Source organism: Sphingomonas sp. MMS24-J45 (assembly GCF_044881195.1).
GTDB lineage: Bacteria > Pseudomonadota > Alphaproteobacteria > Sphingomonadales > Sphingomonadaceae > Sphingomonas.
This window is the reverse complement of the sequence record NZ_CP173255.1, coordinates 1,190,145-1,215,375: the sequence shown is the minus strand read 5'-3', so window position 1 is coordinate 1,215,375 and position 25,231 is coordinate 1,190,145. Positions and strand designations below refer to the sequence as shown.

Sequence of the window (25,231 nt, the reverse complement as noted above, 5' to 3'; positions counted from 1 at the left end):
CGGCGTCAGGTCAGGGGATGGCCCGACGCCGCTTGCGCCAGCGCGATCGCGCCGAGCGGCCCGGCCTGCTCGCCGAGGCCGGCGAGCTGGATGACCTGGTCCACGCTGCACGGGTTGACGAAAGGCAGATAGCCTCCGAGCCGATTGATCGCGAGGGCCTGGATCAGCGGCAGGAGAAACGACCGCGACAGAGCGACGCTGCCGCCGAAAAGGATGCGCTCGGCCGCGGTGGTGAGCAGGATCGTCGCGCACAATTCGGCGATATCGGCCGCGACATGCTGCCACACCGGGTGCGTATCCGCGACGGTGGCCGGGTCCTGGCCGAAGCGGGCGGCGAGCGCGGGGCCCGACACCAGGCCTTCGATGCAGTCGCCATGAAACAGGCAGGCACCGCGAAATGTGTCGCCGCCCACGCGGCGGAGGCAAAGATGTCCGATTTCGGGGTGTAGCGCGCCATGCACCGGTCGCCCCTCGATCACGATCCCGCCGCCGAGCCCCGTGCCGATCGTGACATAGCACAGGCTGTTGCAGCCATCCCCGGAACCCCAGCGATATTCCGCAAAGGCCGCGCCGTTGACGTCGGTGTCGATCGCCCACGGACAATCCAAACGCTCGGTCAGTGTCGCCGCCACCGTGGCGCCGGTCCAGCCGCGCTTGGGCGTGGCGAGGATATGCCCGAAGTCGCGGTGCGCGGGGGCGAGCTGAATCGGGCCGAACGACGCGATGCCGAGCGCCGCAAAGGCGTTGCTGGCGTGCCACGCATCGAGCCGCGTCCGCAGCGCGGCCAAGGTCGCATCGGGCGTAGTGGTCGGGATGCTGTAGCGATCGACGATGCGGTTCCCCTCGGCCAGGACCGCGATCGCCTTGGTCCCGCCGAGCTCGATCCCGGCGAAATATGGTTGTGTGGTCATGGCTGTTCGGCGAGGCCCGCAGCGTCGCCGTCGAGGCGCAGCCGCAGCATCGGGGCGAAGGTCGCGCCGAAACGGCGGGCGTTCGCATCCGTGCCATCGCTGCCCCAGGCGTCGACGAAGCTGGCGACCTGCAGATCGGGCATGACTAGCCAGCTATAGGCCTGTTTGGGCGCTTCGGCGGGATTGGCGAAGACCAGCCCGGTGCCGTTGAGCGGCCGCCAGCCCCCGCTCAGATGCTCCGACACCATGCCATACAGACCGGTCGGGCCAGTCGTGCCGTGCGGGTTGAAGACATGGCGCTGCGTCGACCAGAACAGATAATACCGCCCCTGGTGAAAGATCGCGTGCGGGCGCTCCAGTTCGTTGTTGAGCGTATCGGCCGAAATCACCGGCGGCTGGATCGCCCACTGTTCCAGGCGATCGTCGAGCGCGACCGCCGACCCGACCGCGCCGTTGAATGCAGAGGCCGACCCGGCCAGCGATGCGGCGAAAAAGATGTGATGCTTGCCATCGGCGGGGTCGCGGAAATAGGCCGGATCGCGAAACGCCTTGATCGTGCCGACTGCGCCCGATCCGGCGTCGCTCGCCATGTAATGCGCCGGATCGCGCACGATGATCTCGCGCAGGGCGCGCCAGTCGATCAGACGGTACGCGCCACCGGTCGCATCCAGGGTCGCCTCGGCGCGGAACAGGCGTTGTTCGAAGCTCGGCGCCGTTTCGCCGCGGCGGCCGGTCGCGGTGAAGAACAGGATCAGGGTGGTGCGATCGGGCGCAAGCAGCGCAGAGCCCGACCATTCGCGGCTGCCGGGGGAAAAACCATCGGTCAACGCGGGACCGAGATGCGTCCACCCCACCGCGCTGCGCGCCAGCAAGTGAATCCGCGCATGGCTATGGCGCTCATCGGGATCGGGAAATTGTGGCGCGCCGAGCGCCATCCACAGCGTGATGCCGCCCGCGAGTACGGCGGGCGCGCCGTCGGCCTCCTGGATCGGCCACGCATCCCATATGTCGAGATCGGGGCTGACGCGCACCACCTCCTCGCCGCGAATACGCGGTGCCGCATCGTGGCGGATGCGATCGAGTACGCGTAAGTGCGCCTCGGTCCAGGCAGCGGGAAGCGGGGCCTGAGGTGCGATACGGGCGGCTGACGTGGGAAACGAACTCAACGCGCTGCGCCTCCGCGAGGCGCGGCTGGGGCAGACGCAGTCGGCACCGTCAGCATCGAAGCGGCGCCCGCGCGGGCATGTCGGACCAAGGCCATCCTCCGTTGATTTTGCAGGACCATCCTTATAGTGTCGCAACGATATTCACAATCGATTGCAGCGGATTGTTTCGAGGGACGCCCAAATAAAATGGGCCTGTGAAGCCCGCGCGAAGGATCAGACAAGCAACGACGAACGGGAGCAAGGAACGGTCATGATCGAGCAAAATTCCGAAACATTGGCAGCCGCGATCCGCCGCCGCGCCTTCCTGCTCGGTGCGGTTGGGCTGGCCGGCCTCGGCGTCGCGGCACAGGCACAGCAATTCCCCAAATTGCCGCCCATGCCGCAGGCGTGGATCGACGCCGAGCAGATCCCCTTGTGGCCGGATGGTACGCCGACCACGGGGTTCGTCGCGCAACCGGTACCGCCGAACTGGCCCGACATTCTGGTCCGCAATGTCGCCAAGCCGGTGTTGCGGGTGTTTCGTCCGGCCCGCTCGAATGGTCGTGCGCTGCTGTCGCTGCCGGGCGGGGCCTATACCTTCGTGTCGATCCTCAACGAAGGCGTGGACATCGCGGGCGCGATGACCGCGCTTGGGTACACCGTTTTCGTGCTGACCTATCGCTTGCCCGATGAAGGCTGGGCGGGTCGTCCCGACGTGCCGCTGCAGGATGCGCAGCGCGCGATGCGGCTGATCCGCGCGAACGCCAAGCGGTATGGCTATGATCCGGCAACCGTCTCGGCGGTGGGCTTTTCGGCGGGTGGTCATCTCGGTGCGACGCTCGCGACGGGTTTTGCCGAGCCGGTCTATCGCCCGCGCGACGCGGCCGACGCACTCGATGCGCGGCCGGCGGCGGTGGGGCTGGTCTATCCCGTGATCAGTGCGACGGCACCGGTGACTCATGCCGAATCGGCGTTGCGGCTGCTGGGGCCCAACCCGTCCGCCGACCTCGTCGCCCGGCGTTCCCCCGCCTTGCACGTCACCGCGCAGACGCCGCCGACCTTCCTGGTCCATGCGCTCGACGACAAGGCCGTTCCGGTCGAGAACACGATGATCATGCTGCGCGCGCTGCAAGCGGCGGGGCGTCCGGTCGAGGTGCATTTGTTCGAAGAGGGCGGGCATGGCTTCGGGCTTGGGCCGAAGGACAAGCCGTGCAGCCAATGGTCGACATCGTTCGCGACGTGGCTCGACCGGCATCTCGCGACAAAGGGCTGAACTCTACGCGAGGGTCAGGCCCGGGGGGCGGCCTCCGCGCCGACCTCGCCGCCATAGTCCGCTCTGTTGCGTTGCGCGAGCAGCGCGGCGAACGGCTTGCGCGAGACGTTCCAGGCGCATTGCACGACCAGCCCGCTCGCGAACACCGCGCCGAGCACCAGACTGTACGCGCTGTCGCGCAGCGCATCGCCCAGCGCGCCCATCGCCATCGGCGCCAACACCGCGCTGATGCAGGTGAAGAACAGCAGCAGACCGGCGATCGAACCGTGGCGCCCCTTGTCGTAGCAGCTGATTCCGGTCGAATTGATCGTGGGATACAGCACCGACATGAACAGCCCGGTCGCCGGCAGCGCGAAGATCGCAACCTCGCGTCCGCCCAGCACCGCCACCCACAGCAGCAACGCCATCCCGCCGCTGCACGCGAGCAGCACGGTCGACCAGTCGAAGCGCGACAACAGCCACACGCCCAGGAAGCGGCCGACCGCGCGCAGGACGAAAAAGACCGAGACGACATAGGCCGCCAGCCACGTCCACGACCCCGAATAGCCGGCGAGATAGGTCGGCGCCCAGACGTAGATCGCGGCCTCGGCCCCGACATACAGCATCAGCGCGGTCCCGAAAAAGCGCGCGGCAGGATCATTGGCCATGCGGATCGCTTCGCTCGCCTGCGCCGGTTCTGCGCGCGTCACGATCGGGCGCGGAAAGCGCGCGAAGGCGGCGCCAAGCACGAGCAACCCGCACAGCATCGCCGCGATCAGATAGACCCATTTCCAGCTCGCCCCGGTGTGGAGCATGTACGCGACGATCGCGGGCCCGACGATCGCGCCGATCCCGAAGAAACCCTCGATCAAATTCATCGTGCGGGCATGGTCCTCGGTCGAGCGCGACAAGTCGCCGATCAGCGCCAGCGCGCCCGCCTTGAAGATGCCGATCCCGAGCCCGGCGATGAACAGCAAGGTGACGAATAGCGCGAACGAATGGCCCGCCGCGAACAAGGCGGAGCTGACGCCGAACAACAGCAGGCCGATCAGGATCGTCGCCTTGCGCCCGATCCGGTCGGCAAGGAAACCGAGCGCGATCGCCGAAATACCGATGCCCGACATGGTGGCATATTGGAACGATCCGCCTGCGGTCAGGCCGAGCCGGAATTCGCGGATGACTTCCGGGATGACGGTGCCGACCGAGTCCGTCGTCATCGCGAACATCGCGAACATCGCGAAGACGATCGCTTTCAGTAGCATCGAGCCGCTCCCCGCTTCGGCTTGGCTGTCCATTATGATCTCCGCTGACGTATCGGCCTGGTGGCATGCGCTGCTTATGCGCCGACATCGTTTCAAACAATCGATTGTGGGCCGTCTCCCGCCTGGGCGGGGGCGGGCCGAAGTGCGCCCCGGCCCGCTCGATCGCGCCGTTATTGGTGGTTTAGACGGAACCGCAGGCCGATCGTGCGCGGCGTCGGTCCCTGGCCCGAATTCGGCCCGGTCGTGCCGATGAAGGTCGGCCCGCGCTCATCGGTCATGTTATTGCCGATCAGCGCCAGCTCTGCATCGCCGCGCCGGATGCCGAGCGTCAGGCTGACCACGTCATAGGGCCGTGCCCGGAAGCCGTTGGCCTGCAGGCGATCGCCGCTGTGGCTCAGCGCGAGATTGCCGAAGAAGGTGTAATCCTTCCCGAAATCACGGTTGTAACTGATGTCGAAACGTGAATTGTCGCCGATCGTGTTGGTCAGGCGAGACCCCGGTTTGAGCAGCGGCTGTGCCGCCGCGATGATCGGGTTGATCGTATCGTATTTGCTTTCGTTGATGTTGCCGACGATGCCGAGATCCAGCCCCTTGATCGGCGTCCGCCAATGCAGTTCGAGATCGATGCCCTTGGTCGTGGCATCGCCGAAATTGGCGAAGCCGTTGACGCCGTTGATGCCGCCGGTGACCGATGTCTGCAAATTGGTATATTTGAGCTGATAGAGGTTCAGCCCGATCGACAGCGCACGGTCGGGGCTGCGCCATTTCAGGCCGAATTCGTAGTTTTTCGACGATTCCGGGCTGAGCGCGACCTGCGCCGGAACGCCAACGAGTTGCAGCGACTGCACCTGCACGCGCGACTGCACGATGCCGGGGCGGAAGCCGGTCGCGGCCGAGATGAACATCGTCAGATTGTTGGTCGGCAGGTAGGAAAGGTTCGCGCGCCATGTCCGCACATCGACGCTGGTCGGGACCGAACCGCCCGCGTCGGCGAAGGAGCGGTCGTCATGATATTGCCGCAGACCCACCAACGGCACGAGCTTGCCGTCGAACAGGTCGTAGCTGATTTCTCCGAAGAACGCGTAATTCTTGGTGATCGTATTGTTATCGGCGTTGATCAGGGTGCCTGGCAGGGTCAACGCGTTGACCTGCGGACCCTTGCCGTTCTGATACGACCCCCCAACGACCCAGTGGAACGGGCCCTTGCTGGTCGAGTTGACACGCAATTCCTGCGCGAACATCGATGGCAGGAACTGGCTGGAGAAGGAGCCGGCCGGCGACAGCGGAATATTGATCCCGAAAACGCCGTCCAGCTGGCTGGTCGCGCTTGTGACGCTGAACGCATTGAAATCGACCGTCGCGGTCAGGGTGTAGAGCTTGAAATCGCCGTTGGAGAAGCCCTGCTGGCCGGCGGTGTTCTGGAAATATGGCGGCTCGACCGAGGCGGTGAAGCCGGTGAAATTCTGCCGCGGCCGGAACTGCCAATATTGCGCGCGGATGCTGACATTGTCGGCGGGCTTGAACAAGGCGACGACGCGCAGGTCGTCGTTCTTCGCGGAGTTGACGCCCTTCTGGTCGGGCGTGCCGTCGAACGGCCCGAAATAGGCATCGGCCCAACCGGCATCGCGCGAGAAGCCGCCGCTGACGCGCACCGCCAGCATGTCCTTGATGATCGGCACCGATACGGCACCGGCAAACCCGTAGTTGAGGCCCTGGCCCCCAACCGTCTGCGACCCTTCCGCTTCGCCAGCATATTGCACGTGTTTGAGGTTGGGGTCGCGGGTGCGGAAGATGAACACGCCGCCGGAGGAACCCTGGCCGTACAGCGTGCCTTGCGGGCCGCGCAGCACTTCGACGCGGTCGATATCGAGGAAGCGGACCGGCGGCGCGATGCCGAAATTGGGAACGATGAAGGGCGCATCGTCGAGATAATAGCCAATCGGCGAATCGCCGTTCTGCGTCACGTTGCCGCGCAGATTGTAGAAGCGCGATCCGTTGGACTGGCGGAACCCTTCCTGCGCGCCCGGGACGCTCGATACCAGATCGCCGACGGAGGTGATGTTGCGCGCTTTCAATTCCTCGCCGGTAAAAGCCTGGATCGCCAACGGGACCTTTTGCAGCGATTGGCCGCCGGTCTTCGACGCGGTGACGATGATGTCCTGCGCCTCTTCGGTCGAAGCTTTGTCGTTCTGCGATGGCGTCTGCGAGGTCGGTGCAGGCGTCGTTTGCGCCATCGCTGCCGGGGCCATCAACGCGCTCGCGATCGCCAACGTCGCGGCTGTGCCGTAAAATTTCCTCATGTCCCTCTCCCGTAGATTATATTTTCAATCGATTGCATAACTGGCTCTGGATGTTTTGTCGAGTAGGCGTGGTGCGCTAGCTCGCGTTATCCAGAGCTTTTATGGAGCGATATCACAATCGGTTGCGAATGCGCGCGATCGGCCGCCTTGCCGCATGATCGGGGCCGGCCTTAGCGGCGACGGCGGGACGCTGCTCGCGCTCCGCCGTCTGATCGATCAGTTGCGACCGCGGGCAAAGGCGCGACGCAGCGCCTCCACTTTGGCGCGGGTGAACTGCTGTGCCTGCGGGCTGTCGGGCGCCAGTCCGTCGAAGCCGTGGAAGGCGCCGGGCACGACCAGCAATTCGGTCGGCACGCCCGCTGCGTTCAGGCGGCGCGCGTAGTCGATGTCTTCATTCACGAACAGGTCGAGCCCGCCGACTTCGATGAAGGCGGGGGGAGGCCCGCGAGGCTTTTGGTCCGCGCAGGCACGGCGCGGACGGGCACCTTGGCGGTGCCGGGCTGCTGCCGCAGGAAGGCGCGCCAGCCATATTGGTTTTCGGACGCGCTCCACCCGACCGTCGCGATATGCGGCGGCATCTTCACCACCCCGCCGGTGCGATCGTCGAGCATCGGGTAGACGAGCGCCTGGAACAGGATCGGCACCTCGCCCCGGTCGCGCGCGGTGATCGCCAGCAGCGCGGCATGGCCACCGCCTGCGCTTTCGCCGGTGAGTGCGATCCGGCTGCGATCGAGCCCGAGCTCGGCGGCCTTGTCGTACATCCAGCGCAGGCCGGCATAATTGTCCTCGATCGACCCGGTATAATCGGTTTCGGGCGCAAGCCGGTATTCGACCGTGACGATCACGCAGTCGAGCTCGCGCGCGAGGCCTTGCAGCCGCCGGACATCGGTTTCGGCGTTGCCCAGAATGAAGCCGCCGCCATGCGTGTGCAGGATGCCGGGGCGGCTGGTGCCGGCCTTGGCGTTGATGACGAACAGCTTGACGGCGGGGCCGCCCTTCGGTCCCGGAATCATCTGTTCGGTCACGGGCACGTCGGTCAGGCGCGGGGCCGGGGTCAGGCCGCCGCCGCGCTTGCGCGACGCGAGCACCATTTTCTCGTCGATCGTGCCTATCATTTTCGAAAAGCCCATCGCCATCCGCGCAGCGGTCTGCAGTTCGGGCGCGACCGGACGCAATTTCGATTGCTCTTCGGGGGTGAGCGGCCCGCTTGGCGGGGTCCAGGCGCGCGGCTGCGGCTCGGCCTTGGGCTGGGCTTGCGCCAAGACGGTCTCGCTGGTCAGCAGCAAGGCGAGCAGCGTCGCCCCGCCGATCGCGGTCGTCTTCATCCGATGCTTGCGTGTCATTGCGCTCTCCTGGTTTCGTGTGTTCAGTGATTGCTGGCGGTCGCGGCGCCGAGGCCGGTTTCGGACCGGACGCGCTGCGCCAGATAGCCTGCGCGATCGCGCGCGGCGCGGGTGCTGCGGTCGGTCCGCGAAATCAGCCAGATCACCAGGAAGCCGAGCGGCATCGAAATCAGCGTCGGCGATGCGATCGGGAAAATGGCCTCACGCGCGCCGAGCTGCGCCACCCAAATCGTCGGTGACAGCACCGTCAGCACCACCGCGGTCAGCGCGCCGGTCGCGCTGCCCCAGGCGACGCCGCGCGTGGTGCAATCCTTCCACAGCATTGAGAGAAGCAAGGCCGGAAAGTTGCTCGAGGCGGCCACAGCGAACGCCAGGCTCACCATGAAGGCGACATTCTGCTTTTCGAACGCGATGCCGAGCACCACCGCGATGATCGCAAGCGCGAGCACGGTGATCCGCGACAGCCGCAGTTCGGCAACGGGATCCGGATTCCCCTTGCGCAACACCGAAGCGTAAAGATCGTGGCTGATCGTCGAGGCCCCCGACAGCGTCAGCCCCGACACCACCGCAAGGATCGTCGCAAAGGCGACCGCCGACACGAACCCCATGAACACATCGCCGCCGACCGCTTCGGCCAGATGGATCGCGGCCATATTGACGCCGCCCAGCATCGCGCCGGTGTTCGCATCGAAGAATTTGGGATTGCCGCCGACCAGAATGATCGCGCCGAAACCGATCACGAAGGTAAGCAGATAGAAATAACCGATCCACCCCGTCGCCCACAGCACCGATGTGCGCGCGGTCTTGGCGTCGGGCACGGTGAAGAAGCGCATCAGCACGTGCGGCAAGCCAGCGGTGCCGAACATCAGCGCCATGCCGAGGGAAATCGCCGAAGCCGGGTCCTTGATGAACCCGCCCGGTGCGAGGATTGCGAGCGCGGACTGGGCGGCGACCGCTTCCTCCGCGCCGCCCGCCCGCGCGATCGCGGCCTTTGCGGCGACGGCCTGAGAAAACAAGGCGTCGAACGAGAAGCCGATATGATACAGCACGGCGAAGGTCATGAAGGTCGCGCAGCCGAGCAGCAGCACCGCCTTGATGATCTGCACCCAGGTCGTCGCGATCATCCCGCCGAACAGGACATAGATCGTCATCGCCAGCCCGACCGTGCCGACGGCGTACGCATAGGGCATACCGAACAGCAGATGAATGAGCTGCCCGGCACCGACCATCTGCGCAATCAGATAGAAGAGGATGACGGTGAGCGAGCTGAAGGTCGAGGACAGCCGCACCGGGGCCTGGCCGAAGCGGAACGCCGCGGCATCGGCGAAGGTGTAGCGCCCAAGGTTGCGCAGCCGCTCGGCCAGCAGGAACAGGATGATCGGCCAGCCGACCAGGAAGCCGGTCGAGTAGATCAGCCCGTCATAGCCATCGGCGAAGATGAGGGCGGAAATGCCGAGGAACGACGCGGCCGACATATAATCCCCGGCGATGGCGAGGCCATTCTGCCGCCCGGTGATGCCGCCGCCAGCCGCATAGAACTCTGCGGTGGTGTGAGTCTTGCGCGCGGCCCACCAGGTGATGCCGAGCGTGATCGCGATGAAAATGGCGAAGGTTACGATCGCGGGCAGATTGGCACCCGAGCCGGATCCGGTGGCGGCCAGCGCGGCCGCCGGCGTGGCGAGAAGGGCGCAGACGGCGGCGCTGCGAAGGAACACGCTCACGCGACGTGATCGCGCAGCAAGGCGGCGGTTTCCGCGTCGAAGCGGCGATTGGCGATCCGGACGTAGAAAGCGGTCAAGCCGATCGCGGAGAGGATGACGAACAGACCGATCGGAATGCCGATCGTCGTCGTCATCGCGCCGATCGGCGTTGCCAGAAACGGGCCGGCAAAGGCGACGAGCAGCATATAGCCTAGGAAGATCGCCACCATGACGAGGCTGAGGCCCCATACAAGGCGTCCGCGCGAGCGCACCAGCGCCTGGTAGCGCGGGTCGGCGGCGATCCGGTGCAGCCGGGCGTCGCTGTCGCTATGGTCGCTCATGCGGCGTTCCTCCGTGTTATCGTCCGCGGATGATCGGCCCCCGTGGTGGGCGACACAGTATTAGCAATCGATTGCAAGTCAATCCCATCCGCCGCGTCGGCACCGCACTCACGTGCTGCCGCGTATGATCAGTTCGGGATTGAGGATCGTCGACCCGGTCACTTCTCCGGCGATCCGCTTCAGCAGGCTGTCGACCAGATGGGCGGCGCCGACCGCGATATTCTGTCGCACGGTCGAAAGCGGTGGCGCGCTGCTTTGCGCGAGATAGAGATCGTCATAACCGACCACCTTCACGTCGCCCGGCACCGATGCGCCCCGATTGGCCAGCACCTGAATCGCGGTCAGCGCAATCAGATCGGACGCGGCGAAAATCCCGTCGGGCTGCACATCGGTGCGGCTGAAAAACGCATCGATGTCGGTACCGCTGACATCGGCATCGAAATGTGTCGGCGTATCGACCAGCACGATATCGTCGCGACTGCGGATCGCGGCCTTCGCGCCTTCCAGTCGCAGGGACGGCTCGATCGCCTGCGTATTGCCGAGGAACACGATGCGGCGGCACCCACGCTCGATCAAATGCTGCGTGGCGAGTTTTCCGCCGAGGAAATTGTCGGTCCCGACCGAACAATGGATCTGGCCCTGAACGAAGCCGCCCCACACGACCAGAGGAAGGTACTCCGCCGCGATCCGGTCGAGCACCGCCGATTGATCGGACTGGCCGATGATGATGAAGCCGTCGACGCGGTCGGCATCGATTAGCTTCGACAGCCAATTGTCCTGGCTCGGGATGACGCGCGACAGCATCAAATCAAAGCCGCGCTCGGTCAGTTCGTCGGCGAGACTGCCGATCAGCGTCATGAAGAACGGGTCGGACAGATGCTGGCCGCGGTCGTGCCCGAGCGGAACGACCACGCCGATCGCGCCGCGCTGCTTCGTCCGCAAATTGCGGGCCAGCGCGCTGGGTCGAAAATCATGCTTTTCGGCGAGCTTGCGGATGCGTTCCGAGGTCTTGGAATTGACCACGGTCTTGCCCGCCAGCGCGCGCGAGACGGTTGCTGCCGATACGCCGGCCAGTTCCGCGAGATCATAGATAGTGCGGATCTTGCCGGCCACAGCGCCTCTCCCATCGACCCTTTAGCGAATAGGTCGCTTGCAACTGCTTTGCAACAAAGCCGCCCAAGCGCCGCCGCTACGGCGTGGTGAAGATCGCTGGATCGATCGCCGCCGCCATCGCCGCATTGCCCGCGTCGTTCGGGTGGATGTGGTCCCCGCCGTCGAATGCGGGGTTCAGGCGGGTGGGCCGCGCCGGATCGCGCACTGCGGCATCGAAATCGATCACGGCGTCGAACGTGCCGCTGGTCCGGATCCAGCTGTTGAGCGTCTGGCGCAGCGCCTCGGTCTTCGCACTGTAGAGCCACAGCCCTTCGTCCGGCGTGATCGTCGCGCCTGCCACCTTGATGCCGTGCAGATGCGCGCGCGCGATCCATTGTTTGTAGGCGGCGATCAATTGCTCGGCGGTGACCGCTTCGCTTTCCGGCATCCCCGGAATCGCGGCGATGTTGATGTCGTTGATTCCTTCGAGCAGCACCGCCCAGCGCACGCCGGGCCGCGCCAGCACATCGCGATCGAAGCGCGCAAGGGCCGACAGGCCCGCCCCGTCGCGTCGCACGCGATTGCCCGAAATCCCCATGTTGAGTACCGCTAGCCCGCGCGTTGCAGCCGCGCCCTGCAACCGCGCCGCCAGCAGATCGGGCCAGGCGCGCGCGGTGTCGGGGGTGGTGCCGTACCCGTCGGTGATCGAATCCCCAAAGGCGACGATCGCGCCGGTATTTTCGGGCGCTTCGACGGTGATCCCGGTCAGCCAGAAGTAAGAGCGGTTGGTGTCTGCTCCGGCGAGGCTTGCATCGCCGGTGCGGTCGCCCTTTGCGATATAGGTGGTGTTCAGGCCGAGGGGATGCAGCGTGTTCACCGCCGTTTCGCGCGGCAGATAGATCGAGACGGCGAGCGGTTCGAGCGCGGCGACGTCGAGCGCGACGGGATCACTGACCGCGATCTCGCCCGGCTGGATCGTGACCGCGCTTTGTCCGCCAAAACGGATCGCGCGGTCGCTGCCGGGGGCGATGCCGCCGGAGCCAGTGCTCCTGGCGAGCTGCGCGCGTCCGATCGTCACCGGCTCCCCGGCCGATGCGTTGGAGAAGTGCAGGCGCAGCATCTTCCCGCCGATCGTTGGGCGGACGACCATCCGTACGGTCTGGTCCGAGAGCTTGGGCGGAGTCGGTGCGATCGGCGAGGGCGGTGGCGGTGGCGGGGCCGGTGCACCGGCCGGGCGTGGCGGCATCCGCGGTACCGGCATCGGGGCGAGTTGCTGCGCGGTGCCCCAGGCGCTGACCCAATAGTCTTTCGCTTCGCACGCCGTCGCGCCGCCAAGCGCCGCCATCGCCAGCAGCAGCGCTGCGCCTTTGTTGATCATCGTCTGTCCGTTCATCGTCTCACCCACCGATCAAAATGTCTTGCCTAATGCCGCGCCACGATTCGCGTCAGGCGACGCTCGCCTGTTCGTCGCGGTCGACGCCCTCGGCCACGCGGCACCGGTCATCGAACAGCATCGTCGCTTGCATCGTCGGATCATACGGGCGCCACGCCGGGAGCCCTGGATGGTTCGGGTTGCCGATGCGCGCGAAGGCGATCCAGGCATCGGCGATGCGCGCCTCCAACGCCGCCGCGCGCGGGCCGCCGCCGGTCATATGGTTGCAGCGCTCGGCATTGGCGAAGACGAACGGAATCTCGGCGCAGGCAGTCTTCGCCCTCGACGCTGTCATTCCAATGAAAAAGAAAAGCTTCGTCGTCATGCAGGCGACCGGTGCCCTTGTGCTGCGGCGCGACCGGGCCGTAGCTGCGCGTGCTGCGCACGCCGGTCCAGGGTTCCGGCGGGCGCGGCGGCAGGAATCGATTGGCACCGGCCGTCGTATCGCCGTAGGGCACGCCCTTTGACGCGAAGATGCCGCGCGCGCAATACCCGGCAATTTTGCCATACGGCGTCTGTGCCTCGGCAATGCCGGTTCCCGCCGTCACCGATTCCCGGCTTTGGCCGACGCGGGTTCGACCGGTCGCACCGCGTGCCCCCACGCCGTTCGACAATGAAAGCGTCAGTCCACCGCCAGCAAACGCAGCCGCCTTGAGCATTGCCCGGCGGCTGGCCGACACCGAAAACCCGGTCATTCGTCTCTCCCCGCTTCCCCCTATGAACCGGCTGGCCGGAGAATGCGCAATCGATTGCATCGTAACGATGCCGTCGATTGATGCAATGCTTTTGCAACGCTCCGTCTGAATCTTCGTTGAGGGTCCGGTGCTTCGCCAGAAGGATGCAACGTGACTGTTACCGCCAACGCTCGCACTCGACAGAAAGACTTTGGCACCCCGGGCGCCTGGGGCACTTTCTTCCGAGGCTTCCTGAAGAACCCCGTCATGGTGGGATCGGTCATCCCCTCGTCCCGCGCCTTGATCGCGCGGATGCTCGCGCCGGTCGATTGGGAGAAAGCCCGGCTTTTCGTGGAATATGGGCCAGGCGTCGGCACCTTTTGCCAGACGGTACTGGATCGTCTTCCGGCCGACGCACGCTACATCGCCGTCGATACCAACCCCGATTTCGTCCGCCACCTCCGTCACACGATCGCTGACCCGCGCTTCTCGGCAGTGCTCGGATCGGCCGCGGATATCGAGCGGATCATCGCGGATCACGGCCATGATGCGGCAGATTATATCCTCTCCGGGCTGCCGTTTTCGACCTTGCCGCCGGGCGTGGGGGACGCAATTGGTCGCGCCACGGCCGCTGCGCTCCGTCCCGGGGGCGCCTTTCTCGTCTATCAATTTTCGCCGAAATGCCGCGAGTTCTTTGCGCCGTATCTGCCGCGCTACGATCATGCGATGGAGTGGCGCAATATCCCGCCCGCCCAACTGTATTGGGCGTGGAAAGATGCGCCGGACGCACGCTAGCGCTCGGGTGTCCTATCGGGTGGACTAGGCTTCGTCCAAGTCGAGGAAAGCGACGACGTCGTTGTCTGTCGCCAGCCACAGACCAGCCTGAACGTCTTCGGGCTGTTGCCGCGCGATCGACAGCGCTTCGGCCATCGACCCGTAGAAAAGGGTGGAGGCCGCAGCGTGCTCCTCGCTCAGGAAATAGAGTCGAACGGTCGCGCTGTCGGAAGTCGTGCGCATCGCGACCCTAGAAGAGTCGGGTCAGCGTGTAGAACAGCGCGCCCACTGCAGCGGACGCCGGAATCGTGATGATCCAGGCGATCACGACATTTCCCGCGACGCCCCATCGCACTGCCGACGCGCGCCGCGCCGTGCCTGCGCCGATGATGGCGCCGGTGATGGTATGGGTGGTCGACACCGGGATGCCCAGCCAGGATGCCGAAAACAGGATGATCGATCCGCTGAGCGAGGCGCTGAAGCCCTGATGCTGCGAGAGCTTGGTGATCCGCGATCCCATCGTCTCGATGATCTTCCACCCGCCGGTGAGCGTGCCGAGCGCAATCGCGACGTAGCAGCTGATCGCCACCCAATGCGGCACCGCGAAAGATCCACGGAGATAACCGGTCGAATAAAGCAGGACAGTGATGACCCCCATCGTCTTCTGCGCGTCGTTCAGCCCGTGGCTCAGCGAATAGGCACCCGAGGACAGCAAATGCAGGTTGCGGAACGACGTCTCGGCAAAGCGCGAGGTCGCGCGCCGGAACAACCAGCTCGTTAGCAACATGATCAGCATCGCCAAAATCATGCCGAGCGTGGGCGACAGCACGATCGCGATCAGCGTTTTGTTCAGCCCAATCCATTTGATCCCGTCGAACCCGGCATGGGCGACGCCGGCACCGATCATCCCGCCGACCAGAGCGTGGCTCGACGACGAGGGAATCCCCTTCAACCAGGTCACCACATTCCAGAACATCGCCCCCGCCAGCGCGCCGAAGACCACCGCAGGCGTGACGATATCTTTGTCGATCAAACCCTGGCCGATCGTATCGGCAACCTTATGCAGGCTGGGGAAGGTGATCGTCAGGAAATAGGCGGCAAAATTGCAGAGCGCGGCAAACGCCACGGCGTGAACCGGCTTCAACAGCCGGGTCGCGACGACGGTGGCGATTGAATTGGCCGCGTCGTGCAGCCCGTTCAGAAAATCGAACGCGAGCGCGACGGCGATCAGGCCGATCAACAGCGGAAGAGCGAGTTCGTGCATGACGATCAGGAATGATCGATGACGATGCCGTCGATCTCATTCGCGACGTCTTCGAACGCGTCGACGATGCGCTCCAGATGCTTGTAGAGTTCGCGCGCAACGATGAAGCCCATCGCATTGCCCGCGTCCTGCCGCTTGAACGCGCGTTTCAGGCCAGCGGCGTGGATATCGTCGGCGTGGCTTTCCATCCGCACCAAGCGCTCGGTGAGTTCATGCAGCCGTGCGCCGTTGCTGGCGACGTTGCGCAACAGCGGCATCGCCTCGAAGGTTATCCGGGCGGCATCGACGATGATCGCCGCCATGTCCTTCATGTCCTGGTCGAACGAGGTGACCTCATAAAGGTCGATCGCCTGAACCGCTGCCTGCATCTCGTCGATTGCATCGTCGAGCGATCCGATCAGGCTGGTGATCGCTGCGCGGTCGAACGGCGTCAGGAACGTCTGCCGCACGGTGCGCAACACCTCGCGGTGAATCTCGTCGGCGTCGTTTTCGCGCTCGATGATTTCCCGGATGTGATCGTGATTTCCGTCCTGCAACAGTCGGGCAAGCGCGTCGGCGGCGGCGACAACGGTGACGACATGCGCCTCGAACAGATCGAAGAAGTTCCCCGTTTTCGGCAATAACCGCTGAAACCAAGCGAACATGTGGCCTACCTTTGATTTTGCTGCGACGGTTTGAAGGATGGTGTTTCGTTTTGCGGCGGCGGCAAAATCGTCCGGACCGAACGAGCGAATCAGGTCGCGCAGGTCCGGTTCGTCGACCGCCTGCGCCGCGTCGGCAAGCGTAAACCACTGACGGTCGCGCTCGGGCTGTTCCTTCCACGCGCCGAGTTCGGTGTTCACCGCAAGCGGAAAGACGTCGACATCGACCATCAAGGACGCGCCGTTGTTCAGCCGTTTGCGATACCGGTAAGACCCTAGCGGCGTTGGACAGACGAGTCCGAGCACGCCGGCCTCCTCTTCGGCCTCGATCGCCGCCGCATTATGCGCGGTAACGCCGCCCATCGGATTGCCCTTTGGGATCACCCAGCGTTTGGACTGACGCGACGTCACGAGCAGAATCTTGATCGGTGCCTCGACCGAATTTCCGAACGCGCGGTAGGGCAGGGCAGCGATCTGGCGGATAGGATTGCTCCGGGACGAAGAGGACGGCGTGGACCGTTACACGTCCGTAGTGTGGGATCGCAATGCCTGTTCGAACAAGCGAGGCTGGGCGCCGGGGTTTTGACGCGGCGTGCCCAATTCGTTTCGCGCGCGTGCCGCGCGATTGCCAAGCGCCCGCACGCCTGCGACAAAGCTGAAAAAAGGGGGAGACATGGTTTTCATCCTGGGTGGATGGCAGAGCGATTTCGCCCAAGTCTGGAGCCGACAGGATATGGACCTGGCGGACGCGTTTACCGCTTGCGTGCGGCACGGCCTTGCCGAAACCGCGCTCGATCCTGCCGACATTGAAAACGGGCATGTCGGGAATTTCACGGCTGAACTGTTCGCAGGGCAGGGGTTGCTTGGCGGCTTCTTTGGGCTCGTCGACCCGGCCTTCAATGGCTTGCCGACCGCGCGGCATGAGGCTGCCTGTGCATCGGGCAGCGTCGCGATTCTTGCCGCGACAGCCGAAATCGAGGCGGGCCGCTATGATCTCGCGTGCGTCGTCGGGATCGAACAGATGCGCAATGTCCCTGGGCAGACCGCCTCGGAGTATCTCGGCGCTGCGGCGTGGGCGGGGCATGAATATGGCGACGTACGCTATGTCTGGCCCGCCGCTTTCTCCGATCTCGCGGAGGAATATGACCGCCGCTACGGCCTGCACTACGATCATCTGATGCGCATCGCCGAGATCAATTTCGGGAACGCCAAGCGCAATCCCAACGCGCAGACGCGCGGCTATGCCTTTTCGCCCGACAGCTTCACGGCCGATGACGACGCCAATCCGATAGTTGAGGGCCGGACGCGGAAGATGGATTGCGGGCAAGTCACCGATGGCAGCGCAGTGGTGTTCCTAGCGTCCGAACGGCGCGCCGCCGATTATGCCGCGAAGCGCGGGCTATCGCTCGACCAGATCCCGCGGATCGCCGGGTGGGGCCATCGTTCCGCACCGATCGGCTATGCGCGCAAGATCGCCGACAGCGCCGACCAGCCCTATGTCTTCCCGCAAGTTCGGCGCGCAATCGAGGATGCGCGCGCCCGCGCGGGCGTCACCGACATCGCGCAGCTCGATGCGGTGGAAACGCACGATTGCTTCACCGCGACCGAATATATGGCGATCGACCATCTCGGCCTCACGGCCCCCGGCGAATCGTGGAAAGCGGTTGAGGACGGATCGATCGAGATGGGCGGTCGCCTGCCGATCAACCCGTCCGGTGGCTTGATCGGATGCGGTCACCCGGTGGGCGCGACGGGAGTGCGGATGCTGCTCGACGCGGCAAAGCAGGTGTCGGGACGGGCTGGCGATTATCAGGTCGAAGGGGCGCGGCGCGTCCAGACGCTGAACATCGGCGGATCGACCACTACGACGGTCAGCTTCATCGTCGAAAGCACTGCGGCATGAGCGCGCTGTGGCTGCTCGCGGTAAACGCCATCGTGCTGATCGCCATCTTCGTGCTGTTCTGGCTGGTGACGCTCAAGACGCGCGACGTCACCCCGATCGACAGCATCTGGGCACTGGCAATGGTCGCGCTCGGCTGGGCCAGTTTTGTGCAGACGGACGGTGATCCGGGCCGGAAGCTGCTGCTGATGGTGCTGTGCACGGCGTGGGGCGTGCGGCTCGGCGGGTATCTGCTGTGGCGCTGGCGACGGCAGGGGCCGGATCGCCGATATCGGACGATGTTTGCCAAGGCGCAGGAGCATAAGGGGTGGGGGTTCAACCAGGCCGCCGTCCGGCTGGTCTATGCGGTGCAGGCGCCGATGCTGTTCATCGTGTGCCTGCCGGTGCAGCTCGGTCAGCTCGACGCAGGCCCGCCGGTTGGCACGCTCGGCTGGGTCGGGGCCGCGCTCGCGGCGGTCGGCATCGTGTTCGAGACGATCGGCGATGCGCAGCTCGTCGCATTCCGCCGAAATCCCGCCAACGTCGGCAAGGTGCTGCGCACCGGCCTGTGGCGCTACACCCGCCATCCGAACTATTTCGGCGATGCCTGCGTGTGGTGGGGCCTCTATATGATCGCGGCCGAGAGCGGGACCGGGCTGTGGGCACTAGCCGGGCCGGCGCTGCTGACCTTCACGCTGGTCAAATGGTCCGGCGTGCCGACGGTTGAAGGGCGAATGAAGCGCAAGAAGCCTGAGTATGAGGACTATGTGCGGCGGACGTCGGGATTTGTGCCGTGGTTTCCGAAACGGGGATAGAGATTAGCCCGCTCAATTTATCCCCGTTCGTCCTGAGTAGCCATTGAGCTTGTCGAAATGGCGTATCGAAGGACAGCGCGCGGGCATGTCCTTCGATACGCGCCTTCGACTTCGCTCAGTCGCTACTCAGGACGAACGGATGCAGGCGGGCCATATCGCCGCAGCACGGTCCGATCCGCCCAGTGCGAATGCGTACCGCTCGAAATTTTGTGCGGCAGCGCGATGCGGCACACCGGTCCCGCCGCTATATCCCGCGCGTCGATCAGCACGCATTCGCTGGTCCCGCGATTTTCGTCGGTGATGAAGCTGACGAGATAGCCGTCATCCTCCGCCGTCGAATTGATGCGTGGCGCGAACGGTGCTTCGCTGGCGTAGCGCCCTTCCTCCAGCATCAGCGTCCAGGATTGGCCGGTGTCGAGGTCATGCTTCACGAAGCCGTTGAACAGGAACCAGCCGGGCTTGGTCGTGGTCGAATAGACGTAGCGATGCTTCCGCCCCGCGACGCGGCCGTCGATCATGCCGAATTCGAGCGTGCGATCGTCGAGCCGCTCCTCGGTCGTGGTGCCCGTGGCGAGATTGAAGCGCCAGCGATGCAACCGCGGCAGGAAGCTGTGTTCATCGACATAGGCCATCATATGGCCATATCCGTCTTCGTTGGGCAGCGGCGCTGGCTGCGGATTGTCCTGGAAATAGGCGTCCATCACCACCTCGTCGCCCTCCTCATAGGCGTTGAGGAAGTGCAGGATATAGGTCGGCGACGCCTGGAACCAGCGGATGTCCTCCGTCTTGCCGTGACGCGGGATCAGCGCGAAGCGCGACGGCACGCCCTCGTGCAGCCGCGCCGCGTGAATGCCGCGCGCAAGCAGATCCTGATCCCAGAACATCGGCAGATCGTTGACGATCGACCAATGCTCGCTGAAGGTCATGTCGTGCGGCAGGCGCGGCCCCGGCAGGGGCACGGGGATGTAGTTGGTCAGCCGACCGGCGGCGTCGACGACGCCGTAATGCATGTACGGCTCGTGCTTCGAATAATTGAAGAACAGCAGTTCGCCGGTGCGATCATCGACCTTGGGATGTGCCGAGATGCCGTCGAGTGGCACCCACGGGGCGACCCCGGCTTGCTTCAGCGTTTCGGGGTCGAGCACATAACCCTCGCCGCATTGGTAGAACGTCGAGATTGCCTTGCCAGCATGGACGATGATGTCGGTGCTGGAGGAGTCTTTCAGGCTGCCGTGCGCGCCGAATCCGGGGCGTTTCGAGGTGCCCGCCCGGTCCATCAGCCCGCCCCAGAGCGATCCGCCGGCATCCTGTTCCGCCTGAAAGCAGCGCGTGCGCACGAAGCGGTTGCGGTATGACGCCCGCCCGGCGGAGAAATCGATCTGGTGGATCATCCCGTCGCCATCGAATGGATGATATTTGCCGAGCGGTTGATGCAACTGGTTTTCGGTATTGCGCAGATAAACGCCGTCGATGTCGGTCGGGATCGTCCCCTCGATCACGTCGAGGTCGAAGGCGGTGACCTCCTCGTGCTGTGGGGTCCAGGCGTGGTTGAGATAGGGATGGTTGCTCGGCTGTAGCGAGGAAACCACCGGCGCGAGGCGTTCGATCTGCACGGATCCTGCTCCTGATTTTTCCGTGAGTGTAACGATCGGTCGCGCTTTGGCCAGCGGCTTCGGCGCCGCCAGATTTCGCTATGTATTATCGATATAGTGAACTATAGCACTAATACAGATAATCGTGACCGAGAGAGTGCCATGCCTGCCCTGATCCCGTCCCGCAGCGGACGCCGCTCCGCCACTCCGGCCCTGCGGAGGCAGGCATGAGCTTCCGCAACATCTCGGCTTGGTCGATTCGCAACCCGGTTCCGTCGCTCGTGCTGTTCGCGATGTTGACGCTCGCGGGGATGGTCAGCTTCTCGCGGATGCAGGTGAACGACAATCCCGACATCGATTTCCCGGTGGTGATCGTGTCGGTCAGCCAGCCGGGTGCCGCGCCGACCGAACTGGAAAATCAGGTCACCCTGAAGGTCGAGGCCGCGGTGCGCAGCCTGACCGGCATTGACGAGATCAATTCGACCGTTTCCGAAGGCCAATCGACCACGGTCATTCAATTGGCGATCGGCACCCCGATCGATCGCGCGGTGGAGGACGTGCGCGGCGCGGTACAGCAGATCCGTAGCGATCTGCCCGACGGCATCCTGGAACCGCAGATTGAGCGCGCCAATACCACCGGCAACGATCTGGCGAGCTATGCCGCCATCGCCACCGACATGACGATGGAGGAGCTGAGCTGGTATATCGACAATACTGTCACCAAGGAATTGCTGTCGGTGCCCGGCATGGCGCATGTCGATCGCAACGGCGGGGTGAACCGCGAAATCCGCGTCATTCTCGACCCCGCGAAATTGCAGTCGCAAGGCATCACCGCCAGCGAGGTGAACCAGCAACTGCGCCAGGTTAACGTCAACGCCGCGGGTGGACGGGCCGAAATCGGCGGGTCGGAACAGGCGGTGCGCGTGCTCGGCAACGCGCGCACGGCATACGACCTCGGGCAGACGCAAATCTCGCTGGGGGCGGGCCGGTCGATCAAGCTCGCCGACATCGCGCAGATTCGCGATCTCTATGCCGAACAGCGCACGGCCTCCGCGCTCAACGGGCGATCGATCCTCAGCTTCGATTTCCAGCGCGCCAAGGGCGGTTCGGACGTCAGCGTCTTCCACGAAGCCGAGAAGAAGCTCGCCGCGCTCGAAAAGCGCAATCCCAAGGTGCATTTCCAGCTGATCTTCAACCAGGTCAAATATACCGAGCTGCAATATCATTCGGCGATCGACACGATGATCGAAGGCGCGGTGCTCGCGGTGATCGTGGTGTTCGTGTTCCTGCGCGATTGGCGCTCGACCGTCATTTCCGCGCTCGCCATCCCGCTGTCGGCGATCCCGACCTTCTGGTTCATGGATCTGATGGGCTTCACGCTCAACGGCATCAGCCTGCTCGCGCTGAGCCTCGTGGCGGGCGTGCTGGTCGATGATGCGATCGTGGAGATCGAGAATATCGTGCGGCACATGCGCATGGGCAAATCTGCCTATCAGGCCGCGATCGATGCCGCCGACGAGATCGGCCTGGCGGTGCTGGCGACCACAATGGCGATCGTCGCGGTGTTCTTACCCGTAGGGCTCATGCCGGGCCTGTCGGGGCAGTTTTTCAAGAATTTCGGCCTCACCGTCGTCGTCGCGGTGCTGATGAGTCTTGCGGTCGCGCGCCTGATCACGCCGATGATCGCCGCCTATTTCCTGAAGGCCGAGGGGCATCGCACCCATGGCGAAGGCGCGATCATGAACCTCTACATGAAGGTGCTGCGCTGGACCCTGTGGCATCGCTGGTCCGCGATCGTCGGCGGGGTCGGTGCGCTCGCGCTGACGGTGGTGGTGGCAGGTGCGCTGCCGATGACGTTCCAGCCCGATCAGGACAGCGATGCCTCGACCGCGACGATCGAGATGGTGCCCGGCACGACGCTCGCGCAGACGCAGGCGGTGGTGAACCAGGTCGCGGCGCTGCTGCAACGGCAGCCCGATGTCGAATTGACCTATCAGCGTGCCGGCGTCGGCAACGGCCGGGTCACCGCGATCTTCAAGGAAAAGAAGGCGCAGACGAGCAACGATTTCGAACGCGCGCTGGCCCCGCAGTTGGCGCAGATCGCCGACGCGCGCGTGTCGTTCCGGTCGAACAACGGCGGCAGCAGCGGGCGCGACCTGTCGATCACGCTCGCCGGGTCCGACCCCGAGCTGCTGCGCAAGACCGCGATCACGCTGGCCGACCAGATGTCGCGCCTGCCCAGCGTCACCGCGCCGCGCATCGTCGGCGACCTGCAGCGCCCTGAAATCGTCATCAAGCCGCGTCTCGATCTCGCCGCCAGCATGGGGGTGACCACGGCCGCGCTGTCGAACGCGATCCGCGTCGCGACTTTGGGCGATATCGATCAGAACAGCGCGAAATTCTCGCTGTCGGATCGCCAGGTGCCGATCCGCGTCGCGCTCGATGAAAGCGCGCGGGCGCGGTTGGCGACGATCCGCAACCTGCCGATCAGGACGGTCAATGGCGGATCGGTGCCGCTCAGCCTCGTCGCCGATATCAGCTTCGGCGCAGGCGCGACCAAGATCGAACGCGTCGCGCAACAGCGCAAGGTGACCGTGGGTGCCGACCGTGCGCCCGGCATCGTCAGCAGCACGGCGATGGACCAGATCAACGCGCTGCCGATCATGAAGAATCTGCCGCTCGGCGTCTCCAAACTGACGCTTGGGCAGCAGAAGTTCGAAACCGAGATGATCAACAATTTCATCGTCGCGGTGGTCTCCGGCATCGTACTGGTCTTCGCGGTGCTGGTGCTGCTCTACCGGCGTTTCCTGGCACCGTTCGTCAATCTGGGTTCGCTGTTGCTGGCACCGCTCGGTGGGCTTCTTGCGCTGCTCGTCACCGGCAATCCGATCTCGATGCCGGTGCTGATCGGGATGCTGATGCTGCTCGGCATCGTCGCCAAGAACTCGATTCTGCTGATCGATTTCGCGCTGGAGGAAATGGCCAAGGGCATCGATGCAACGACCGCGATCCTCGACGCCGGGCACAAGCGCGCGCAACCGATCGTAATGACGACGGTGGCGATGGTCGCTGGCATGGTGCCGACTGCGCTCTCGCTCAGCGGCGACGGAGCATGGCGCGCGCCGATGGGCATCACCGTCATCGGCGGGCTGATCCTGTCGACCGTGCTGACGCTGGTGATCGTGCCCGCAAGCTTCAGCCTGGCGCTGGGAATCGAGCGCTGGGTCGGCCCGAAACTGGGGCGGCGCTTGCTCACCTATCGCCCGGGCGACGATGCGCTGCCGGCCCCGGTGATCGACCACCCGGCGCTCGGAACTTCGGGCTGACCGACGATCTGCCGCGCGGTGGCGGCGGGCAATTGCCGCCGCCGCTGCCAACGGTTACGCAGAGCATCCGGCAGGGATGGAGAGTGCGATGCGTGGCGTTTCGACGGTGATGATGGCGGCCTGCCTGATCGGGACGCCTGCGCTTGCGGCGCCTGCATCCGCCCCCAACGCGGCGGCGGATCAGGCGCTCGATCTCGCCAAAAAGGCGATCGCGCTGCGCTCGGTGCGCGGACCGGGCAACCAGACGCCGCAAGTCGCAGCCCTCTACAAATCGGCGCTGGTCGCGGGCGGATATGCCGATGCAGATGTCGAAATCGTGCCGGTCGCCGATACGGCGTATCTGATCGGCACGTGGCGCGGCAGCGACCCGAAGCTGAAGCCGCTGGTTATTTCCGGCCATATGGACGTGGTCGAGGCGAAGCCGTCCGACTGGCAGCGTGATCCGTTCACCCCGGTGGTCGAAAACGGCTATCTGTTCGGGCGCGGCGCGAGCGACATGAAGCTCGACGGCACCACCGCGATTGCCGCGCTCGTCGATCTGCGCCGCTCCGGCTACAAGCCCAAGCGCACGATCATCATCGAATTTTCCGGTGACGAGGAAACCGCGATGAAGACCTCGGCGCTCATCGCCGAGCGGCTGAAGAACGCGGAGCTCGTGCTCAACATCGACGGCGGCGGCGGCGTGCTCGATGAGGCGACGGGCAAGCCCAAATACTGGACGTGGCAGGGCGCCGAGAAGACCTATGCCGATTTCCGCCTGACGGTCACCAACCCGGGCGGCCATTCCTCCGCGCCGCGCCCGGTCAATGCGATCGTACAACTGTCCAAGGCGCTCGAAAAGATCGGTGCCTATCGCTTCAAGCCCGAAGTCAGCCCGCTGACGCGCGAGGCACTGGTCAAGGCGGCGCCCTATGAGGAACCCGCGATCGGCGCGGCGATGAAGGCGTTCGTCGCCAACCCGTCGGATGAAGCCGCGATCGCGACGCTCGTTGCCAATCCCGGCACCGTCGGGCGGATCGGCACCACCTGCGTGCCGACGATGGTGACCGGCGGCCATGCCGAAAACGCGCTGCCGCAGCGCGCCACCGCCAACATCAACTGCCGCATCTTCCCCGGTCACAAGCCAGCCGACATCATGGCCGAACTGGCGGCGGCGGTTGGCGATCCTGGTGTGACCTTTAGGGACGTTACCGAGGGGTCGGTCGCTAACGACGCATCGCCGCTGCGGCCCGATTTCGTCGCGGCGGTGAACCGGGCGATGGGGACGGTCTATCCCGGCGTGCCGGTGTTCCCGTCGCAATCCTCGGGTGCGAGCGACAGCATGTGGTTCCGCTATCACCACGTGCCGAGTTACGGCGCGAGCCCGACCTTCAGCAAGGAATCGGAGGATTTCAGCCACGGCCTGAACGAGCGTAGCCCGATCAGCAATATCGCGCCGGGCATCCGCTATTATCGCCTGTTGTTCACCGACCTGTCGAAGTGAGCGCA

Annotated in this window: 20 protein-coding genes and 2 pseudogenes; 7 read left to right on the top strand and 15 right to left on the bottom strand. The window is 64.9% G+C overall.

Annotated elements, in window-relative coordinates; all coding sequences use genetic code 11:
- Positions 1-5 precede the first annotated feature (5 nt).
- Positions 6-911: an ROK family protein gene (locus AB5I39_RS06130; RefSeq protein WP_404372505.1), complete on the bottom strand. Its 906-nt coding sequence runs from the start codon at positions 909-911 to the stop codon at positions 6-8.
- On the bottom strand, positions 908-2,077 hold the full coding sequence (locus AB5I39_RS06125; RefSeq protein WP_404372503.1) for a glycoside hydrolase family 68 protein: 1,170 nt from the start codon (positions 2,075-2,077) through the stop codon (positions 908-910). Before AB5I39_RS06125 ends, AB5I39_RS06130 begins: the two co-directional genes overlap by 4 nt.
- A 250-nt stretch (positions 2,078-2,327) precedes the next feature.
- On the opposite strand from AB5I39_RS06125, the gene AB5I39_RS06120 reads away from it, so the two are divergent.
- Positions 2,328-3,329: an alpha/beta hydrolase gene (locus tag AB5I39_RS06120; RefSeq protein ID WP_404372500.1), complete on the top strand. Its 1,002-nt coding sequence runs from the start codon at positions 2,328-2,330 to the stop codon at positions 3,327-3,329.
- A gap of 14 nt (positions 3,330-3,343) precedes the next feature.
- Here AB5I39_RS06120 and AB5I39_RS06115 read toward each other — a convergent pair whose 3' ends face one another.
- The 9 genes and pseudogenes from AB5I39_RS06115 to AB5I39_RS06075 all read right to left on the bottom strand — a co-directional run.
- Positions 3,344-4,603: an MFS transporter gene (locus AB5I39_RS06115; protein WP_404372497.1), complete on the bottom strand. Its 1,260-nt coding sequence runs from the start codon at positions 4,601-4,603 to the stop codon at positions 3,344-3,346.
- A 137-nt stretch (positions 4,604-4,740) separates the two neighbouring features.
- Entirely contained in the window at positions 4,741-6,870 is a 2,130-nt protein-coding gene (locus AB5I39_RS06110) for a TonB-dependent receptor (RefSeq protein WP_404372494.1), read from the bottom strand.
- Between the two features lie 216 nt (positions 6,871-7,086).
- Positions 7,087-7,883: pseudogene (locus tag AB5I39_RS06105) on the bottom strand (alpha/beta hydrolase).
- Positions 7,884-8,236: 353 nt separating this feature from the next.
- On the bottom strand, positions 8,237-9,934 hold the full coding sequence (locus AB5I39_RS06100) for a cation acetate symporter (RefSeq protein ID WP_404372492.1): 1,698 nt from the start codon (positions 9,932-9,934) through the stop codon (positions 8,237-8,239).
- On the bottom strand, positions 9,931-10,254 hold the full coding sequence (locus tag AB5I39_RS06095) for a DUF485 domain-containing protein (protein WP_404372489.1): 324 nt from the start codon (positions 10,252-10,254) through the stop codon (positions 9,931-9,933). Before AB5I39_RS06095 ends, AB5I39_RS06100 begins: the two co-directional genes overlap by 4 nt.
- Positions 10,255-10,362: 108 nt before the next feature.
- Positions 10,363-11,367, bottom strand: a complete 1,005-nt coding sequence (locus AB5I39_RS06090) for a LacI family DNA-binding transcriptional regulator (protein WP_404372486.1) — start codon at positions 11,365-11,367, stop codon at positions 10,363-10,365.
- A gap of 76 nt (positions 11,368-11,443) precedes the next feature.
- Positions 11,444-12,739: an SGNH/GDSL hydrolase family protein gene (locus tag AB5I39_RS06085; RefSeq protein ID WP_404372483.1), complete on the bottom strand. Its 1,296-nt coding sequence runs from the start codon at positions 12,737-12,739 to the stop codon at positions 11,444-11,446.
- A 52-nt stretch (positions 12,740-12,791) separates the two neighbouring features.
- Positions 12,792-13,073 (bottom strand): hypothetical protein, encoded by a 282-nt coding sequence (locus AB5I39_RS06080; protein WP_404374233.1) that lies wholly within the window; start codon positions 13,071-13,073, stop codon positions 12,792-12,794.
- A 28-nt stretch (positions 13,074-13,101) separates the two neighbouring features.
- A pseudogene (locus AB5I39_RS06075) lies at positions 13,102-13,326 on the bottom strand (carboxylesterase family protein); the annotation flags it as partial.
- On the opposite strand from AB5I39_RS06075, the gene AB5I39_RS06070 reads away from it, so the two are divergent.
- Positions 13,253-13,582 carry a hypothetical protein gene (locus AB5I39_RS06070; RefSeq protein WP_404374231.1) on the top strand — a complete coding sequence of 110 codons (330 nt, stop codon included), beginning with the start codon at positions 13,253-13,255 and terminating at the stop codon, positions 13,580-13,582. The pseudogene AB5I39_RS06075 and the gene AB5I39_RS06070 sit on opposite strands and share 74 nt — an antisense overlap.
- A gap of 137 nt (positions 13,583-13,719) precedes the next feature.
- Complete coding sequence (locus AB5I39_RS06065) at positions 13,720-14,247, top strand: class I SAM-dependent methyltransferase (protein WP_404372480.1); 528 nt, start codon at positions 13,720-13,722, stop codon at positions 14,245-14,247.
- Positions 14,248-14,271: 24 nt separating this feature from the next.
- Here the strand turns inward: AB5I39_RS06065 and AB5I39_RS06060 are convergent, their stop codons facing one another.
- Genes AB5I39_RS06060 through AB5I39_RS06050 form a run of 3 tightly spaced genes read right to left on the bottom strand, consistent with a single transcriptional unit; the run spans position 14,272 to position 16,551 of the window.
- Entirely contained in the window at positions 14,272-14,469 is a 198-nt protein-coding gene (locus AB5I39_RS06060; RefSeq protein WP_404372477.1) for a hypothetical protein, read from the bottom strand.
- 7 nt (positions 14,470-14,476) lie between these two features.
- Complete coding sequence (locus AB5I39_RS06055; RefSeq protein WP_404372475.1) at positions 14,477-15,490, bottom strand: anion permease; 1,014 nt, start codon at positions 15,488-15,490, stop codon at positions 14,477-14,479.
- A 5-nt stretch (positions 15,491-15,495) separates the two neighbouring features.
- Entirely contained in the window at positions 15,496-16,551 is a 1,056-nt protein-coding gene (locus tag AB5I39_RS06050; protein ID WP_404374032.1) for a DUF47 family protein, read from the bottom strand.
- A gap of 253 nt (positions 16,552-16,804) precedes the next feature.
- On the opposite strand from AB5I39_RS06050, the gene AB5I39_RS06045 reads away from it, so the two are divergent.
- Complete coding sequence (locus AB5I39_RS06045) at positions 16,805-18,034, top strand: acetyl-CoA acetyltransferase (RefSeq protein WP_404372472.1); 1,230 nt, start codon at positions 16,805-16,807, stop codon at positions 18,032-18,034.
- Positions 18,031-18,825, top strand: coding sequence for a DUF1295 domain-containing protein (locus AB5I39_RS06040; protein WP_404372469.1), 795 nt, complete (start codon positions 18,031-18,033; stop codon positions 18,823-18,825). Before AB5I39_RS06045 ends, AB5I39_RS06040 begins: the two co-directional genes overlap by 4 nt.
- Positions 18,826-18,947: 122 nt before the next feature.
- Here AB5I39_RS06040 and AB5I39_RS06035 read toward each other — a convergent pair whose 3' ends face one another.
- Positions 18,948-20,438 (bottom strand): carotenoid oxygenase family protein, encoded by a 1,491-nt coding sequence (locus tag AB5I39_RS06035; RefSeq protein WP_404372467.1) that lies wholly within the window; start codon positions 20,436-20,438, stop codon positions 18,948-18,950.
- Between the two features lie 206 nt (positions 20,439-20,644).
- Between AB5I39_RS06035 and AB5I39_RS06030 the strand changes: the two genes are divergently transcribed.
- A complete protein-coding gene (locus AB5I39_RS06030) occupies positions 20,645-23,743 on the top strand; it encodes an efflux RND transporter permease subunit (protein WP_404372465.1) in 3,099 nt (1,032 codons plus the stop codon).
- 88 nt (positions 23,744-23,831) lie between these two features.
- A complete protein-coding gene (locus AB5I39_RS06025; RefSeq protein ID WP_404372462.1) occupies positions 23,832-25,226 on the top strand; it encodes a M20/M25/M40 family metallo-hydrolase in 1,395 nt (464 codons plus the stop codon).
- Positions 25,227-25,231 lie beyond the last annotated feature (5 nt).